The 16,178-nt window shown below is 53.8% G+C and carries 16 protein-coding genes and 4 pseudogenes; 7 read left to right on the top strand and 13 right to left on the bottom strand.

The window, feature by feature from the left end; all coding sequences use genetic code 11:
- Positions 1 to 112: 112 nt before the first annotated feature.
- A complete protein-coding gene (locus tag PHA01_RS07270; protein ID WP_271894265.1) occupies positions 113 to 595 on the bottom strand; it encodes a hypothetical protein in 483 nt (160 codons plus the stop codon).
- 399 nt (positions 596 to 994) lie between these two features.
- On the opposite strand from PHA01_RS07270, the pseudogene PHA01_RS07265 reads away from it, so the two are divergent.
- Positions 995 to 1,654 (top strand): annotated as a pseudogene (locus PHA01_RS07265) (sugar transferase).
- 166 nt (positions 1,655 to 1,820) lie between these two features.
- Positions 1,821 to 2,270, top strand: a complete 450-nt coding sequence (locus PHA01_RS07260) for a hypothetical protein (RefSeq protein WP_271894264.1) — start codon at positions 1,821 to 1,823, stop codon at positions 2,268 to 2,270.
- Between the two features lie 180 nt (positions 2,271 to 2,450).
- Here the strand turns inward: PHA01_RS07260 and PHA01_RS07255 are convergent.
- The 4 genes and pseudogenes from PHA01_RS07255 to PHA01_RS07240 all read right to left on the bottom strand — a co-directional run.
- A pseudogene (locus PHA01_RS07255) lies at positions 2,451 to 2,860 on the bottom strand (YkvA family protein).
- Complete coding sequence (locus tag PHA01_RS07250) at positions 2,853 to 3,017, bottom strand: hypothetical protein (RefSeq protein ID WP_271894262.1); 165 nt, start codon at positions 3,015 to 3,017, stop codon at positions 2,853 to 2,855. Before PHA01_RS07250 ends, PHA01_RS07255 begins: the two are co-directional and overlap by 8 nt.
- 74 nt (positions 3,018 to 3,091) lie before the next feature.
- Positions 3,092 to 3,448, bottom strand: a complete 357-nt coding sequence (locus tag PHA01_RS07245; protein WP_271894261.1) for a hypothetical protein — start codon at positions 3,446 to 3,448, stop codon at positions 3,092 to 3,094.
- A 241-nt stretch (positions 3,449 to 3,689) separates the two neighbouring features.
- Positions 3,690 to 3,932 (bottom strand): annotated as a pseudogene (locus PHA01_RS07240) (RNA polymerase sigma factor); the annotation flags it as partial.
- 44 nt (positions 3,933 to 3,976) lie between these two features.
- Between PHA01_RS07240 and PHA01_RS29225 the strand changes: the two are divergent.
- Positions 3,977 to 4,372, top strand: a pseudogene (locus PHA01_RS29225) (autotransporter outer membrane beta-barrel domain-containing protein).
- Positions 4,373 to 7,388: 3,016 nt separating this feature from the next.
- Here PHA01_RS29225 and PHA01_RS29220 read toward each other — a convergent pair.
- Together PHA01_RS29220 and PHA01_RS07230 are read right to left on the bottom strand one after the other, a co-directional pair.
- Positions 7,389 to 7,487, bottom strand: a complete 99-nt coding sequence (locus PHA01_RS29220) for a hypothetical protein (RefSeq protein WP_334312007.1) — start codon at positions 7,485 to 7,487, stop codon at positions 7,389 to 7,391.
- Positions 7,488 to 7,573: 86 nt separating this feature from the next.
- Positions 7,574 to 7,759: a hypothetical protein gene (locus PHA01_RS07230; protein WP_271894259.1), complete on the bottom strand. Its 186-nt coding sequence runs from the start codon at positions 7,757 to 7,759 to the stop codon at positions 7,574 to 7,576.
- Between PHA01_RS07230 and PHA01_RS29355 the strand changes: the two genes are divergently transcribed.
- Positions 7,686 to 8,078: a DUF1515 family protein gene (locus PHA01_RS29355; RefSeq protein ID WP_417020932.1), complete on the top strand. Its 393-nt coding sequence runs from the start codon at positions 7,686 to 7,688 to the stop codon at positions 8,076 to 8,078. The two genes, PHA01_RS07230 and PHA01_RS29355, sit on opposite strands and share 74 nt — an antisense overlap.
- Before the next feature lie 2 nt (positions 8,079 to 8,080).
- Here the strand turns inward: PHA01_RS29355 and PHA01_RS07220 are convergent, their stop codons facing one another.
- Positions 8,081 to 8,509 (bottom strand): response regulator, encoded by a 429-nt coding sequence (locus PHA01_RS07220; RefSeq protein WP_271894257.1) that lies wholly within the window; start codon positions 8,507 to 8,509, stop codon positions 8,081 to 8,083.
- Between the two features lie 707 nt (positions 8,510 to 9,216).
- On the opposite strand from PHA01_RS07220, the gene PHA01_RS07215 reads away from it, so the two are divergent.
- From PHA01_RS07215 to PHA01_RS07205, 3 genes are all read left to right on the top strand, one after another.
- Positions 9,217 to 9,432, top strand: a complete 216-nt coding sequence (locus PHA01_RS07215; RefSeq protein WP_271894256.1) for a hypothetical protein — start codon at positions 9,217 to 9,219, stop codon at positions 9,430 to 9,432.
- A gap of 181 nt (positions 9,433 to 9,613) precedes the next feature.
- Positions 9,614 to 9,811 carry a hypothetical protein gene (locus PHA01_RS07210; protein ID WP_224515190.1) on the top strand — a complete coding sequence of 66 codons (198 nt, stop codon included), beginning with the start codon at positions 9,614 to 9,616 and terminating at the stop codon, positions 9,809 to 9,811.
- A gap of 477 nt (positions 9,812 to 10,288) precedes the next feature.
- A complete protein-coding gene (locus PHA01_RS07205; protein WP_271894255.1) occupies positions 10,289 to 10,783 on the top strand; it encodes a YciE/YciF ferroxidase family protein in 495 nt (164 codons plus the stop codon).
- A 72-nt stretch (positions 10,784 to 10,855) separates the two neighbouring features.
- Here PHA01_RS07205 and PHA01_RS07200 read toward each other — a convergent pair whose 3' ends face one another.
- The 5 genes from PHA01_RS07200 to PHA01_RS07180 form a co-directional block, all read right to left on the bottom strand.
- Positions 10,856 to 11,269 carry a low affinity iron permease family protein gene (locus PHA01_RS07200; RefSeq protein ID WP_271894254.1) on the bottom strand — a complete coding sequence of 138 codons (414 nt, stop codon included), beginning with the start codon at positions 11,267 to 11,269 and terminating at the stop codon, positions 10,856 to 10,858.
- Between the two features lie 837 nt (positions 11,270 to 12,106).
- A complete protein-coding gene (locus tag PHA01_RS07195; RefSeq protein WP_271894253.1) occupies positions 12,107 to 12,604 on the bottom strand; it encodes a hypothetical protein in 498 nt (165 codons plus the stop codon).
- A 49-nt stretch (positions 12,605 to 12,653) separates the two neighbouring features.
- Positions 12,654 to 12,860, bottom strand: coding sequence for a hypothetical protein (locus tag PHA01_RS07190; RefSeq protein ID WP_271894252.1), 207 nt, complete (start codon positions 12,858 to 12,860; stop codon positions 12,654 to 12,656).
- 68 nt (positions 12,861 to 12,928) lie between these two features.
- The gene (locus PHA01_RS07185; protein ID WP_271894251.1) at positions 12,929 to 13,180 is read right to left on the bottom strand and encodes a hypothetical protein; all 252 of its coding nucleotides are present in this window, start codon (positions 13,178 to 13,180) and stop codon (positions 12,929 to 12,931) included.
- A gap of 1,520 nt (positions 13,181 to 14,700) precedes the next feature.
- Positions 14,701 to 15,939 carry an MFS transporter gene (locus tag PHA01_RS07180; RefSeq protein WP_271894250.1) on the bottom strand — a complete coding sequence of 413 codons (1,239 nt, stop codon included), beginning with the start codon at positions 15,937 to 15,939 and terminating at the stop codon, positions 14,701 to 14,703.
- Between the last annotated feature and the right edge of the window lie 239 nt (positions 15,940 to 16,178).

Here is a 16,178-nt window from a genome sequence, read left to right as displayed (position 1 = left end):
TGCTGTAGTGGCTGTTCTCCTTTAAGGGCCGGTCCGGACGTCTATCCAGCTGACCGAGCTGGGAGCCATGGCTGACCCCATTGCCGATGGGGTGTGTCAGCAGCCTCAAGGTTCAGCGGTCGAACGATCGCAGTCTTGATGCATCGGATGTCGTCGCGGTGCGATTGATGATCGTACGCCCTTTCGCATCCTTCATCACGTAGCGACCATCCTTGATACCTTCGCTCATTCCGTTCCAGTGTCGAACTTCCATCGCGGAACCGTCGATCGCTACGGTGGACGGGTCGACTTTCCCGCTCTGAACATTGCGGCTGTTGCCAGCACTGGTGCTTGTGTTGTCGCTGCCGCCGCCCTTGTCGCCATTCCCGCTATTACTGCCCTTACCTCCGGCATTCCCGCTATTGCCGCCTTTGTTGCCGCTATTGCCGCCGCCATTGCCGTTGTTGGCGCCACCGCCGCCATCTTTTGCCCATGCAGACTGTGTATGGAACTCAAAGGAGTGATTTTCGAGTGTCACTTTATAGGGCATTGTGACGAGGCCCAGCGCCAGGACCGCGCTGCAAAGAACTGGAACCGGCTTAGTACGGACGAGCATCGGCGCCTCCTACATGCCGTGGGATTAGAGTGGTCTCATCGAGATCGCTTCGAACCTGGTGGCATAAATAGCGCGATGCGCGACTGTCAACAGTTCGATGCCGATATGACCCTGATCAAAACCATTGCTGCATCATGACAAGACTTTGATCTTATTCCTGAGCTGCCATACGTCTCATCCTGCATAGGTCTGAAGACCAAACGTGGAACGGGTGCCTCCGTTCCACGTTTGGCGTGCGGCAGCCCGACTGGTCCGAAGCACTGGGACGGCAAAGCTATAAATTGAGAGGGGACGCCAAAGTCAAATTCCATACCGTCCGCAGTGCCCCTGACTGCCCTCTGAACACGCCTGCAACCAAGTGGAACGTCATGGATCACACAGATTCGAAAGGAACTTCTCGTGAATACCAAACTCATTCGGCAGTCGGACGAATTGGCAAGTCTTCCGGTTGGAGGGTTCTTGAAACGATCGTTCGACGTGTTTGCCGCGATCCTTGCCCTTATCCTGCTCGGGCCGCTGTTTTTACTGTTCTCCTGTCTGGTTAAGTTATCGGATGGTGGACCTGTTCTCTATGGCCATCGCCGCATCGGGCGTGGTGGGAATGCGTTCTATTGCCTCAAATTTCGTACCATGGTTACAGACGGTGATGCCGTCCTTGAAGCCCATTTCGTTGCAAATCCGCAGGCACACGCAGAATGGGTGGCAGCGCGAAAGCTGCAGGTCGATCCACGCGTCACCACTGTCGGCATCGTGTTGCGGAAATTGAGCCTCGTCGAATGACCTCAGCTGGTTAACATTCTTCGCGGCGAGATGAGTCTGGTTGGGCCGCGTCCTGTAGTGAAGGATGAGATCGAGCTCTATGGTTCCGCCGCAACCTACTATTTCAAATCGCGCCCGGGCCTGACTGGTGTGTGGCAGATCAGCGGGCGCAATGATGTCAATTATGACGAACGGATTGCTTTCGATAAGCATTACGTTGAAAACTGGTCCTTTCAGAAGGATATCATCATCATTCTCAAGACCATTCCCGCTATATGCGCGTCTCGCGGATCGTATTGAAGCGGTTCGGTAGATTAATCTCCCTTGGGAGAAGCGCGATCCGCTGGCAGCGACAACCGAAATGGATAAACAGTCAAGCCAGATGTCCAGTAGGCGTCTTCCTGACTGCTCTGACTACACTTGGGATCGCCATCGTGCGGTAGATGAATAGCTAAGAGGGCCGGAATTGGTTATTGGTATTGGTGAGGCTTACGGAGCACTGAAAGATGCCTTTGAAATCGCCAAAGGCATCAAAGATATAAACGACAAGGTCGCGCAAAATAACGCAGTCATGGCGCTCCAAGGGAAGATACTCGAAGCGCAAGCGGCGACACTTTCCAGCGCTGACCGGGAACGGGCACTCGAAGAGAAAATGACTGACCTCAAACGGCGGCTTTCTCTTTACGAGGATTGGGACGAGATGGCTGCCAATTACGTACTCATGGACTATGGTGGGAACACATATGCTTACGAGTTCGTGGTAGACCCCAGCGAAACGTCAAACGCGCCTCATAGAGCCTGTCCGAATTGTTTTGGTCAGCGCAAAAATCCATTCTGCAATTCACGCTACGCGACCCTTATCAGCGCGATCATTACAAGTGTCACGCATGTGGGGACACATTTGTATTCGGCGTAAGCCAGGATCCGCCGTCCATACCCGAGCAGTATGAGTGACCTTAACAATCTGCATAAATGTCGCAGCCCCTGCCGCAGTCCCTCTGCGGACAAGGTCTCAATTCCTTACCCGCCAACGGTCACGCCTTTGGCTTCGGCAACGAAGTCGCCGGGAACGGACTCAATTCGGGTGCGTCAGGCATCACCTGCACAGCCAAAAAATCCACATCAGAAGGGCGCAACTTGCCGCCCATATCGCAATGATACCGCGGCACCGACGCGGCTGACGGGACGCCCTACACTGGAAGCAGCCGTTGCCCGAAACTCTGTCATTAGGACTGGGGGAACCATGCGAACCGCCGCCATAATGCCCAACGGGACGATGATAACGTCATCAAGATAGCCTAAGACCGGGATGAAATCGGGTATCAGATCAATCGGAGAGAGCGCATAAGCGGCTACACATCCAGCGGTAAGTTTTGCATACTATGGCACCCTTGGATCTCGTGCCGCGATCCAAAGCGCAACTACATCCCGTTTGATGGACCGGGCCCAAGCTTTTGCTTTATCAAGGGCTCTCCTCACGTCATAGTTTGAGCCCTCGCTAGTCATCCCTTTCCTTCATCAATTTGCGCAATTCGGTCTCAAGCGGCCGCAGCACGTTTGGAAGCATCGCCAGGTTGGTGTTCTCGGCAACGGCAATTATGACAGCGAGAACCGATTCCTTGGTACATCCGGCAACCTGAGCGTCACCCAAAAGCGCGCGCATTCAGTCTTAGACTGCCCGCTGGCAGTCAGCGCAGCGGTCGGGGTCCTTTCTTGTGCGCGTCGGGGCGGGAATTTTCATGAGCCGTCGCCTGTAAAGTGCTCATTGTTATAGGGCGGTTCGCCGAAGTCCTTAGCGCTGTACAGCGCGATCATTTGCCCTTCGCCTTCGTCGGGTACGCCCGTGAAGAGAAATACCTCACCAAGTTCACGATGATGACCGTGGACGCCGTTGAACGGGAACTCGTCGGGATCGGGAGATTCGTGAACGGTTACGTCGTCAACAGAGTCCCCCTTCACATGAATAACGATTTCTGCAGAACCTGAAAGCTCCTCCGTATCCGTCAACGCCTCCCTGACCTCAAATTCAAACTCCGGATCCCATCCTTCATTTCCAATGAAATCCTTCTCGCGGAACCTGACTTTCCAGGGCATGGATCAATCCTCCGATCAGAGCAGTAGCGGTTGTTCATCCTCTGCTTTTGCTTGTAGCAAAACAATCAGTCCATTGTCGGGCAGGGGCTTTTGCTACTGCAGCGCCTCTTCGGCCGGCGCATTCATCCATCCGCACCGAGGAGCCTTTGGTAAAGTGCGTTTCGCAAACCTTGCGGCTTCGCAAGTTATAAAGCATCCGCTGATCCGGGCGGATATGGATGCGCTAGACGTCGGGTGAAAATTAGGCAACAAGATATTCTGGAAAGCCGATCCGATCCGTGATTGTAGCGATCAGTCGCTCGCAGCGCCGACCGGCAAACGGGGAATGCATCAAGCAATACCGAACCGATCTGCGCGTCCAGGTGTTGTCGCACAAGGTGCCTAGCACGGTGAAGCCGCGTCTTCACAGTTTCGGGCCGGCAAGCAGGTTGGCAGTCTTCTCGATACTCAGACCCTCAATCACCCGAGCGACGAAGACGATCCGGCAAGCGGATCATCGTCGACGAGAACTGGTCGATCACGCCACAAGTGCAGCTGGCCTATTCCAACGTCGATTTCGACGACTTCACCGATCCATTCGGCGCGGACGTTTCGCTGGACAAGAGCGACAGCCTGAAGGGTCGCCTCGGCATCTCCGCCGACTACCAGAATGCATGGCAGGACAGTTCGGGCAGGATGGCACGCAGCAATGTCTACGGGATCGCCAACCTCTCACGAATTCCTCGATGGTTCGGAAGTTGACCTTGCGTCAATTTCGCCAATGAAAGCGATCGCACCTGGGGCGGCGTTGGCGCTGGCGGGTCGTATAGCTGGGCCGATGACAAATACGCGCTCTATGGCGAGGTGTCGTTGAATACCAGCCTCAGCGACTTTACCGACAGCTACAGCGTCAATGGCGCGACGGGTTTCAAGGTGACGTTCTAACCACTCGCAAGCGTCTGATCTCCCGACCTGCCGTTTACGCACGACCAAAGCGGTCGGGTTGCTGATAGGTGGTGAGCCTGGGAAGTCTGCGCTGGTATGGTTAGTTAAACATAGAAGCCCGATCTGCCAGCAGCGAAAAAACTGGTAGATCGGGCCCAAGTTTGCTGACGCGTGAAAAAGAAGCAATCCGCTCTTCGTCAGCATTTCATCGCCCAACGTGGGGGCAAGGCGTGGAACCGCGTCTCGAAAGATGTTCTTCGATTGCGGAATGCCGCGGCCTTACTCCTATCAACTGTCGTGATGATCGGAGTGAGGTCGCTTCCGCTTGGGTCCCGTAAAAAAGCTAGGGAAGCGCCTGAGTCGGGTAAATAAATACATTGATCTAATTTCGCTCACCATCTCGTGAACGGGCACCAATTCGGCGGGCGGAGCGAGACTCGACGCGCTGGTAGGATCAAATAAGCCCCCGATATCCTATTTTGGTAGTTGCGCAAAAGCATTCACCCTGCTGTATTTCCGTGAAATAGCGCATCATCCGGTGCCGTAATTTGCTGCTAAAGCGTACATGTTCAAACCACGTGAAAGCAGATCAGCTGGACTGGTCATCTTTCGGTCCGCTCCTTGACTCGCAAAAGTGAGGCCCGCCGCCGGGTATCCCAAGGGGTTGGTGGATTGCGACGAGCCTCTGTCAGGAGCGTCTACGTCGTCCCCGACAAGCCTTCAACCGGCCCCGGGCGCAATTGTTCCGACACTGCGTTACTGCACGGAGGTCCACGCAGAGACGCGAGGCTCAGATCTTTCGGTGCACATCAACGTTCGAGCCTCTTCGAAGAAACGTCCTCCTGCTCTCCGATCGAGTGAAACTGTTCGTGGCGTGTGGAAGTTCCCGTAAAGAACGCTTGCCTCATTGCGTCCTTGTGGAACTCATCCTTTGGCTGCCGACGCTCAGGGTTAGCGTCTCTTGGATTTGGATTCAGCATCAAGACGAGCTTTGCGAAGGCGATCTGTCTTCTCTTTAACTCGCTTCCGCTCTTCTTCCGCATCTCTTTTGGCAATGTCGGTGGCGTTGTCGAGCTTAACTTCAGATGACGACCGCTTGAAATTTGGAGATTCACCTAATGGGAGGGGCCTTTTTGCACTGCTTATTTTAGGCATAATTGCATCTCCGTAAGTAAGAACCTGAAGCCGCTCCATGTTGGCGCGGCGACTGGCGGCTTCAGCTTGCCCTGGCCGAGCGCCTTAAATTCAACCTATAACTGATGATTATGTTCCACGAATGATGTCTTAGGATTCAGCCCGACTTCTTTTGATCAACTGCGGTTATAGCAATCCGCTTGGCATCGCGCATTCCCGGGTCGAACAACTTCATGATTGTCCGCCCCAGCCGGTCTTAGTTTGGGTGCGATCGATCCCGAGTATCGCTGCTGCTCTTTCGTATGCACGTGACATCGTCGCGCAATCGACGCGCAGAGAGGAGATTTCGGCCAGCAATTAACGCGCTGGGTTTCAACGAACTATGTATGAGAAAAATGTTTCTCCCACGGGGTAAAAATCCACGGTGGACGCAAATGGTTACGACCTGCGCCGAGGCTTAGCCTTGTGCCACTGAAAGACTTGCCTCCTTCGCCGGGCGGCGCCTGGTGAAAGGTTTTCCTTCAGCCGTCTTCAACTGGCCAGTCGCTCAGGATTTGCTCTGCGGCTTGAAGGGCCGATGTGACCACGCGCCTTCTACCACGCTGACTGGTCATGATGCGCACTTCTTTGAAGTTTTTTTGTCCATCAGAGCCAAACGGGAACCAGCAGAGTCAGTTCTGCAGGGCGGGGTAGCTAGTATTCTACGCCCTGAGCATTATCTGACCATCCTTCATCTCGAAGACACCATCTTGGCCCCTTGGCTGTCAAAATCGCGCGATAGTCCTCCGGTAGCCAATGAATTGTCCGCATGACGAGCAATGTATCGGTGTGACACCGCCCACATCATCAGGGATCTTGAGGTATATCATACTGCAAGTTTTACAGTCCAGTTCATGGTCCAAGCGTTGCTTTGAAAATGCCCCGTGGCGTCGGCCCAAAGCCGAACCACCATTACATTCTGCGTCGCCAAACTTGTCGAGCCAAACTCTGCGATGCGGGGCTCCGCACCGAATTGTGCGGAACCTACGGCAAGGAAGCTGGTTAAGGTCGAGGAAGAGGGTGACATATGAATGGTGAAGATGAAAAGCCAAAGCCGCGTCACGTCGTTAGGCAACTTAAGCGGCTGGACTACGGCGAGTCCCTTCGTTCGTATCACAAACCTTTACCCAATGACGAGGGGTTTGAAGAGTTGCTGAAGCGCTTGGACGAGGCCGAAAAACGGATAAATACGCGAGATGATCCATCAGCGGGGCGTTGAATGTTCGCCATGTTGCGCTTGGTTCGAGCAGGCCGAGGCAATCAGTAGAAAAAAGTTATTCAGACAAAGAAAGCCGGAAGACGAGGCACTCACGGTTCAGGGGGACTGAGGGTGTGAGTGCAGTTTCGGACGCTTCCGGCTAGTTCCTGAGCCAGCAATTTGATTGAGGGCGAAACTGCCGGTCAGCTAAGTACATGGTAGACCTGTTTTGCAGCCTGAAGCTCCGATCACAGATATTTGTACCGGCAAAAAGAGGCCGGGCGACACAAACACCGTGGGAGGCGTGTAGTCAGCACCGGCCTTGGGGTGCTGCCGCAAGGAGAGTTGGGGCCAACGAATCCAGGGCAGCAAGGAAGTGTCACCCACGCTCCCGGCTGGGTCCAATCACACTTCTTTGCAAGCTTGAATACTCGACATAAAAAAGGGAGGACAGAGCCACATCTCGCCCCCGTTTTCCTCCCTCAAGATGGCTGGTTGTGAAAACCAGCATGCTATCACAACCTGCGCGGGAAACTTACACCCGTTTTGGTTTTCTGTTTTTTTAATTTTGTCTGCGCAATGGCTGTTTCCATCATATCCACTAGCGCGGCGAGTTTGGCGGTGGCCGGGGAGTAGGCGAAACCACTATACTTCCGCATCGCCTTTATGCTCGCTGCAATACCATTCCTGCCCGCGGCGCTTGTCAAAGCCGAACGATCCCCACGACTTGCAGCCGGGGTGCATGCAGTAATGCTCAAACAACCCGACTGGCGTTTTCTCCATCTGGGCAGGGTAAGATATTTGAGAGGGCAGTCGAATTGGTTCGTCGCTCATTTGTCACTGCGCTTAAGAATTGCTTCTATTTCAGCGATCCGATGTCTGATTGCATTAACAGCAACTTCATTGCCAACCTTGTTCAAAGCGAAAATATCGCCGCTTTCGATGACGGCCAGGTCATCTCGCAAATTCGATAGTTCAACGCGAAGTGCCGCTAAAGTCGGCTCGTCCCTACCCATGTTTTTCCTCATACTCAGAAATAGTCAAACTGACCCCGAGGCTGATGAGAAGTGTGCGGTCGTTCATCGTATGGATGAGATCGTCAATGAAGTCGGCGACATCAAGACCGACATAGCCACGATCACTAATCAGGTCAAAGACAGCAAGAAAGTCACTGACCAGGTGAAGCAATGGCGGGCCATGGGCCTGGGCGGACCAGGCGTTGTCGGGATTGCCGGTATCAGCCTTGCCAGCTCGATCGAGTGGATATCGAGGCTGTTTCACAGATGCAATCGTCCTACTGGCGCTCCGGCCGTTTTTTCGCGAGCCCCATCCTAAAATCAGCTTGAAGGTTTGGATGGGTCGTTGGGCGCCGACTCAGTCGCGCTTGTGGAGTTTAAGAGAGTCGCAACTGCGGTGATAAGTTGCGCGCCCACAAATGGTTTTTGCAGCATCACGCTCTCGGGCACCCCATTGGCTGACCAATCGTGCGCGCTATCGCCGCTCATGTAGATGACCGGCATAGACGGCACTAATTCCCTCGCGCGGCGTCCAACGTCCCAGCCGCTCGGGCCAGTACCCAGCCGTATGTCGGTAATCACGGCTTTGAACTCTGTTGCTCGCGCCTCGAGTTCCTGAAGGGCGGAGGTGCCATCATGGGACGTTACAACGTTAAAACCTTCGGCTGAAAGTGCATCTTCCAGAATTGGTACAAGAAGATATTCATCTTCAACGAGCAACAAAACAGGAAAGTTCGACTCTGTCGACATAACTGCTCTCCGAGCGAAGGGGGAAAGCAGGACGGCGGACCATCGATCTCTCGACGTCAGCAACCCGTTAGGCTGACGATAGCGGATCGTACCGCAATTGGCACGGGCTTACAAATCACGGTTAAAGCTTGCGTCTTACAAGACATGATTTCGCAACCACACTCGCCTTAAGACCATGTGGTTTTTAGCGCCGTCTTAGGGTTCGGTAGCGGGTCGCCGGAATCTCCTTCGACCCGTGTCGGGCCAGCATATTCACACGCGGGGCTAAGGTTGCGTTTCACCGGTAGGAGAGAGGCCGACGCTCATCAAAGGGTTCTTGCGTTACGCCGGCTTCTCAGCCAAACGGACTGTGTGTCCTTGGCGAGGATACAACAATCCGGATGATCAAAATGTTCCCAAGGTTTAAGCCATGCGCCTTGGCTTCTTATAGCGCCGCGTCGGAGCGGGCCTTTCGGCTGTGACGGGATCTATCTCTGCCGGCGGAACATGGATATTGGCCTCGCGCGCTGCTTCAACGGATGCGACTCGCGCTACGGCAGGTGAGCATTCTCCAGCTGGACACGATAAGCGTTAGACTTGCCGCTCGAGTTCTCTCGAATTTAAAGCAACCACTCACCCTGGGCCATCGTACCGTCTCCGAAAACAGTTTGCTCCGCTTGACGACTCAACTAGCGTCCCTCCAGTCTTTCAAGAAAACTGGACTGCAAATGGACGAACCGCGGAAAAGATACATTCCCAAAAGGGACAAGCGCGATACTGCGACCAGGCTCGCCGATTATGTCTCCAGCTTGAAACTCAATAATCCTAAACTGACGCCTCGGGAGATCGCCAACCTGTTGGAACTTTCTCCATTTCATCCGCCAGAAGCTGTGCGTTGGTCGGCAATTGCAGTAACGAGATTATTGAGCGATCGCGCCGAGTGACACACAATCGATAATCGGGGGCTCGCCGCGAGGTATTGAGGCAATCAGCGCCAAGATTAGAATGGGGAGCGTAATCCAAAGAAGATCGTAAGCCGCGGCTGTCACAGGACTTTCTCCCTTCATCAATGACGATAGGGAACCCTTCGGCGCAGGAGATGTTCCTTGGTCAAAGGAGATCACCATGACTGAACGTAAAAAATCACCGGAAAGCGATGCCAAAGGCCAATTCGCAAAGACGCAGCATGGTGGCGACAATGATGGCGTTTCCAGCGCAAATCCGCGTGTCCTATCTGGCAAGAAGAACGGCGATGCAACATTCAAGTCGGATGCGAAAGAGAATGAAAAGGACCGCCGAGCTCCTGGCAAGTCCAAGCATTAGGGACAAACTGGCTGCCTAACCGTTGGGGTATTTAATCCAGGCATTTCCGGTTAACCGATATCTTGGAAGTTCCCGACCTGCCGAATACACAATACTAAAAGCAGGTCGAGTTGCTGATGGAAATGGGGACCATCAGCTGCTTGAGCCTGCGCCTGCATGATTAACAAAAAGTGAGGCCCGATATCGTGGTAACCGTCCGACACCGAGCCTCTTCCTGAAGAGTGCCAAGCCCCCTCAACCAGCTAACAACACGAGGCGAGCGGGAATGTTCCCCAGAAAATAAGAGCGTCAATTTCCAGCCTTCAATTACTCCAGCTCGAAAACCTCGGCATGGTCAGCGACCTCACCATCCCCTTGAATGATGCGTCGCGCAGCTCACCGTGGAGGGTCGAGAGGGTCTGCATCTTTGGGTGCCCACCCAAAGGTTGGCGTCTCTTGGATTTAGCTTCAGCAGACGCTTTGCGAAGGCGCTCTGACATGGTTGAGAAAACACTCGAAACGCTCTTTCATGAAACACTGAAAGATATGTACTACGCCGAACGGAAAATCCTGAAAGCTTTGCCGAAGATGGAAAGGGCTGCCTCCCACCCCGACCTAAAAGCGGCCTTTGAAAAGCATCGCATGGAAACCGAAGTTCAGGTTGAGCGTCTGCAGCAGGTCTTCAAAATTTTCGGTAAGCGAGCACAGGGCAAAACCTGCGATGCTATCGAGGGAATAATCGCTGAAGCCGAAGAAATAATGGACGACTTCAAGGGGCAACCTGCCATTGACGCTGGACTTGCATCTTCCGCACAGGCCGTCGAACATTACGAAATAGCCCGCTATGGCACCTTGGCTCGTTGGGCCGGCGACCTTGGTCTGGAGGATGCGAAGGCACTCCTTGTGGCTACATTGAACGAGGAAGAAGCGACCGACAAGGCTCTGACTACGCTTGCTGAAGCAAGTCTCAATCCATCAGCGAAGGCGGCCTAAACATCAAAGGAAATTCTTCCGCGGCGGCCGAGCTGGGCCGCCGTATTGCACCCACCAGTCGATTTTATCGGATTAAGTTGCGGGCTTTGCGTGCTTGCGCGCGACGTTCTTCGCGACTTTGGCTTGTGCCGCCTCCGTTTGTTTCGCTGCTGCTTCGCATTGGTCGCGGAAAGCCTCGACCTCTGTTTGCGTGAGTTTCTCGATCCCTACGAATTTATTCAAACCGGCTCCAGAGCGAATTAGCTCATCCAGCTTGGCTTGGATGGCCGCCCCGTCGCGATTCTGCGTGTTTTGAATAAGGAAAACCATCAAAAATGTGATGATCGTCGTTGAGGTGTTTATGATCAGCTGCCACGTTTCAGAGAAACCAAAAAAAGGGCCACTTACGGCCCAAATCAGCACCAAGCTCACACCGACGACAAAGACGGTCGGTTTGCCTGCTGCTGTTGCTACCGCGGTGGCGGCTCTATTGAACCATTTTTCCATTCACAACCTCGTCGCCTTTCTGCTCGCTGCAAAACCATTCCTGCCCACCGACCAGCCACCATCATGCAGATGGCCGTTAAGACGTGAAGGCAAAATGAAACCAGAGAAGCGCTATAACAACGGCGACGGCAGCCACGATAGCCTGCCAATCATAAGATAAAAGCGTTGAAGCCAACATGGAACCAGAGCACCCATTTAGGATTGAATCGTCGTGAGCAACGTGGTCAATGATGGAAAGTTCCGATGCTGCTGCTGGATTTCGCTGAAACACAACAGCGCGCTCTGAAGCGTAACCCAGTCCTAAATTAATTGAGCTGAGGCGGAACTATTGTCGCGGACTATGATTAGGTCATATCCGGCACGGTTCTCCGGTGAACCCAATGAGCCGACTAACGCCTGGCTCTTTCGTGGCGCTGAAATCGAAAGTCCGTCAGTCATGGAGTTTGTTTGGAAGCCGATCCATTTCGATGACAGACAAAGACCGGATGACATCCTCGCGATAGCATCTGGTATAGTCATCGGCCGCGTCTGCCGCCTATCCAGCGGCCCTCAACGTGGTGATTGGTATTTCAACTTTCAGCTCGGCCGGACGCCGTTTAGAACACCGGCAATGAACGGAGTTGTTCCAAAACGCAAAACGGCCCAACGGCAAGTACTCGACACGTTCGAGGAATATTTGGAGACACCGTCTGACTTGGGCGGAGGGAGACCAGTCGGAGTCGGATCAGGGCGGCCATGACGCCGAAATGAGTTTGAACTTTTGCCGTTTTTTGCCGCCCATTATTGCACCCGTTTGTTGATTTAAAAGGCAATCTGTCGGCCTGTCACGTCGGAGGTCTAGGGGTTTAGCTCGTGGAATCTGCGCCATTGGACGCGGTCACGGCAGGCTAAAGCCGTCTCCTGGTTGGCTTCCACGATGTCGGGAGCCCTTCCATTGGGATAGATGGTTACGAGATTGTCGATCAGCCCAGTATTAGCACCGTTGGCGTCCTTGGAGTTCCCTGGACGCAGAGATGCCGGCCAGCTATCAGGAGTCACATAGACGGCAGAGATTCCTGCATCGCGAACGCTGAACGAATCAACCCAGCGCGACCGGATGACCCCAACGACGATTTGAACCTCTTCCGCGGTGGCCCAGTGCGCTACAACTGGCCCGGGAAAATCGCTTTCGCACCTGTCTCGAACATTGCAAAATCCCCCTGAGTCGTGCCAGAACATCTTATCGCGCGCAAGAGGTATGCCAACGGTCGGCACGTTGGGCCACATTTTGTTCCACATTTCGCGCCACAAACCATAGGCAACGGCGGGAAAAAAGACAGCAAAAACAATAACCATCCTTACCCTTGGGAGCTACCCGTCAGTACCATATCCAGGTCAAAGCTTTCTAGCGCGGCTTGGTGGGCTGCCAGCCAAGACGTCTCTCCCTCCACACACCGGTAAGCAATTTTTCGATTTCCTCCGCGCTATGCTGCTGGAAGCGACCAGCCAGCGTTACCGCCAAGGCGTAACGGTCTATCCGGGCCGGCCGCATCTCTTCGGCCCTGTCGGCTTGCCGGTTGATTTCGCGCATGAGTTCCTCGTCGTCATCCATCACGATAGTCCCGCCTTCTCGCCTATATTCCCATCGACCGTTTGTTTTCCACGGCCGCCCCGGACCGGCTACCATCGCAGGCATGAACCGTCTGCTTTGCCCGTGTCGTCCGTGGCCTCGATCATATCCACAAGCGCACGCTTCACCTCCGGCTCGGTCCAACCAGCTTCAATGGCCTCCACAATCAATTCTTTAAGGGCTTCAACCCGCCGTTCATTTTTTTCCGCAATGGCCGTAAAGCGCTCTTGCAAGGCCCGCTCGCAGTCAAGCCAGCGTTTAGGGTGTATAGCAGGAAGTACAGGTCCCTTAATCTGAGCCATAGGTCTCTCCAATCCAAGGCCAGGATGCACATGACTGCCAACAACGTCAGCATGGCGTCTCAAGTTGCATCCGATGACCGGCCGGAGTGGATCGCCGCGAACAGCTGACCGCATCTTACGAATAGAGCAGCCATATATATTAAGGGTGAGTTTCAACTTTTGCCGCTTTTACGGCACGTTACTACACGCGGAAATTTGAAACGTTTGTTGATTTAAAAGGGCATCCTATCGGCCTGTCACACCGGACGTTTAGTTACGGAACTGTGGAGCAAAAACCACTAGATTTCAGGATGACGTAGCCTCGACGAATTTACGGACGGAGTCACAGTTACGTACTTGCGCGCTTCGATTATTCCATTGCGGCTTCCACCGACGCCGCGAATAGACGACGGATGGATAGCTGCAAGCCGACAGGACCTTCCGCGGCTTATTTTACGAAACAAAGATGACGATGAGTACGGCTTTTACGCCAATGTGGAGACACAGGCAGCCGGTTTCTACGATTGTAGAGTTGTCCTCTTGCAATTGCGATCGGCGGGCGGCTGAGCATGAAATTGCGTCACATCGTTACGCATAAAACACACTCCTTTTTAGGTACCCAACCTGCCTTCACATACGCACAACAACGATAGCAGGCCGGTGTCGACACAGTGGGCGCTGTGGTCAGCACTCAAAGCGTGCTCTTGTACGGTTAAAAAAGGTGAGGTACAGGCGCCTAAATGGCTTGATAACTGAGACAGCAAAGCCCGATCTACCGGAAAACGCAAATAGCCGACAGACCTTCTGCTGACATTGGGGGCATCCCAGCGCCGCCACCATACCGATCATCTCAAAAAAGAAAATAACTGAATAGAGCGGCGTGTGCGCGGCACTGCGCTCGCTGCTGTAGTGAGCCGCCCGACCAGGCTGAAACGCTAACCAGCCGGTCGGGCGCTTTTGCCTGAATCGTCATGAAAGGGTCAAGTGGCGGCAGGCTCAAGGTCAGCTATCGTGAGTTCACTGACCTGCTTTCAACGACAGGACTGGTCCATTAAGTTCCCCTCGGTCCACCCAGCAAAGCCCGATCCGCCGTAAACGCAAGAACCGGCAGATCGGGCCGTTCAGCCTGTGTGAAAAAGAAGTGGAGTTCTTTGTCAGGCTCTGCCGACGCGGGGTGTCGGCACTCGGTAGTTTTTTCAGAAAAATGGCAACAAAAAGGAAATGACCATGTGTCTCATAGACGGCTGGCGCTCTGTGCTGCGCAAAGCGTGATCAATGCGCCTGATGCTTGATCAAGCAGTTACAGCGTCACTTGTTTGGGCTGAACAGAATGAGGTTCCATTTGTTTACATCAGAGCTGCCCAATAAAGTCTCCGCTTTGGCAGCTTCAGGGTCAGTATCGCTTCCTTCGAAACGGCACTGATCGAGAGCTACGCCTGAGGCTAGGTAACCTCGGTGCCGACGGTCTCAATGAGTGGCGTCAAATTCCAGACTTCTAGTCTCCCGTCTTGAAAGTTGGAATTGACGCGGGAGGTGTCGATTCAACGTGTCGGTGCTAGTTCGTCTGACGTTCCTACCTCTGTGGCAGACGGAACGCGCAGAAGTAAGACAACGCTAACGAAGCATAGACAAGCCAAGACATAGAACCCAGCATCACCCTTGCCAGTCAATCGATCCGTGTAAGCTTTGACCTGCGGCGACAAGAAGCTGCCAAGATTGCCAAGAGAAACTATGAATGCAATCCCACTGGCGGCACCCGTGCCAGATAGATATCGCGTTGGTAAGCTCCAAAAGACAGGTTGTGACGCGGTCAGACCCGGAACGGCAATACAGCTCGCGATCACGATAACCAACAGGCTCGTGGTCATGCCAATTGCTGCAAGAGCGAGTGTGCCAGCGGTGATCATGGCAATGCAGACAAGGCGATGATTGTCGTTTTTGTCGGCATAGACCGTGAAGGCCCGGGTAGCAACGACAGCGCACAGCCACGGAACAGCCAAAAGGATGCCGACCATAAAGTCGACGTCGGTTCCTGCCGCCTGCGCAATCCGCGATGGGAGATAAAAAGTTAGCGGACCCGTTCCCATTTGGATGAAGAAATAAATACCGATGAAGATGAGCACACGAGGATCCTTAAGCACGCCCAGAGCCGTGTGGCTGACTGCGCGCAATTTAATAGTTTCTTCGCTCTCCAAGGCTGCCGTCAGTACTCGTTTCTCTTCGGAACTGAGCCACATCGCTTCACTCGGTTTGCTGTCGAGGTAGAAGAGGGCAACGATGCCTACAATGGTTGCAGCGACCCCCTCTACAACAAACATCCATTGCCAATTGCTTAAACCCAGAATGCCGTGGTGTGTCAGCAACCAGCCGGACAGCGGACTTCCAATGACAAGCGAAAGCGGAACGCCAAGGTAAAAGAGCCCTGTCGCACGCGCACGTTGTTTGGCTGGAAACCAGTATGTGAGGTAAAGCAGAACGCCTGGATAAAAACCCGCCTCGCATACGCCCAGAAGAAAGCGCAACACGTAAAGCTGCGTAGGCGTGTGCGCGAACATCATGGCGGCCGACACAAGACCCCACGAGATCATGATGCGGCTTAACCAAAGCCGTGCACCTACACGGTGGAGGATAAGGTTACTGGGAACCTCAAACAATGCGTAGCCAATAAAGAAAATGCCGGCCCCCAATGCGTAGGCCGCATCACTGATGCCAGTTTCGGCCTGATAAGCATTTTTGGCAAAACCAATGTTAGCCCGGTCGAGAAAGGCGAGAATAAGCATCAGTGCAAGGAAAGGGAGCAGCCTGCGCGTCGCTTTCGCGACGGCGCTGGCAAGCGCGCGCTCGTTTGAATTCATGTATTCGTTCCTCCCTGTGGCCGAACCGTTCGTCTAACAACGATCCGCTCAATAATCACAGGTAAATGAAACATTCACGTACGAAAAGTCAAGGTGGCCCTGGAACGACATCGGGTTTCCTGTCCAAAAAGGCGCTATCTCAAGCCATCTGTTGGGGTGGGCAG

Origin of the sequence: Candidatus Phyllobacterium onerii, assembly GCF_028331445.1 — a bacterium.
GTDB lineage: Bacteria > Pseudomonadota > Alphaproteobacteria > Rhizobiales > Rhizobiaceae > Phyllobacterium > Phyllobacterium onerii.
Note: the sequence above shows the minus strand (reverse complement) of the source record. Positions and strands in the feature narration are given on the sequence as shown.

Bases quoted from the DNA above. Each gene is read 5' to 3' on its own strand.
- PHA01_RS07270 (WP_271894265.1), bottom strand. From the start codon at position 595: ATGCTCGTCCGTACTAAGCCGGTTCCAGTTCTTTGCAGCGCGGTCCTG.
- PHA01_RS07250 (WP_271894262.1), bottom strand. From the start codon at position 3,017: ATGCGCGCGCTTTTGGGTGACGCTCAGGTTGCCGGATGTACCAAGGAA.
- PHA01_RS07245 (WP_271894261.1), bottom strand. From the start codon at position 3,448: ATGCCCTGGAAAGTCAGGTTCCGCGAGAAGGATTTCATTGGAAATGAA.
- PHA01_RS29220 (WP_334312007.1), bottom strand. From the start codon at position 7,487: ATGCACCCCGGCTGCAAGTCGTGGGGATCGTTCGGCTTTGACAAGCGC.
- PHA01_RS29355 (WP_417020932.1), top strand. From the start codon at position 7,686: ATGACGGCCAGGTCATCTCGCAAATTCGATAGTTCAACGCGAAGTGCC.
- PHA01_RS07230 (WP_271894259.1), bottom strand. From the start codon at position 7,759: ATGGGTAGGGACGAGCCGACTTTAGCGGCACTTCGCGTTGAACTATCG.
- PHA01_RS07220 (WP_271894257.1), bottom strand. From the start codon at position 8,509: ATGTCGACAGAGTCGAACTTTCCTGTTTTGTTGCTCGTTGAAGATGAA.
- PHA01_RS07215 (WP_271894256.1), top strand. From the start codon at position 9,217: ATGGACGAACCGCGGAAAAGATACATTCCCAAAAGGGACAAGCGCGAT.
- PHA01_RS07210 (WP_224515190.1), top strand. From the start codon at position 9,614: ATGACTGAACGTAAAAAATCACCGGAAAGCGATGCCAAAGGCCAATTC.
- PHA01_RS07205 (WP_271894255.1), top strand. From the start codon at position 10,289: ATGGTTGAGAAAACACTCGAAACGCTCTTTCATGAAACACTGAAAGAT.
- PHA01_RS07200 (WP_271894254.1), bottom strand. From the start codon at position 11,269: ATGGAAAAATGGTTCAATAGAGCCGCCACCGCGGTAGCAACAGCAGCA.
- PHA01_RS07195 (WP_271894253.1), bottom strand. From the start codon at position 12,604: ATGGTTATTGTTTTTGCTGTCTTTTTTCCCGCCGTTGCCTATGGTTTG.
- PHA01_RS07190 (WP_271894252.1), bottom strand. From the start codon at position 12,860: ATGGATGACGACGAGGAACTCATGCGCGAAATCAACCGGCAAGCCGAC.
- PHA01_RS07185 (WP_271894251.1), bottom strand. From the start codon at position 13,180: ATGGCTCAGATTAAGGGACCTGTACTTCCTGCTATACACCCTAAACGC.
- PHA01_RS07180 (WP_271894250.1), bottom strand. From the start codon at position 15,939: ATGCTTATTCTCGCCTTTCTCGACCGGGCTAACATTGGTTTTGCCAAA.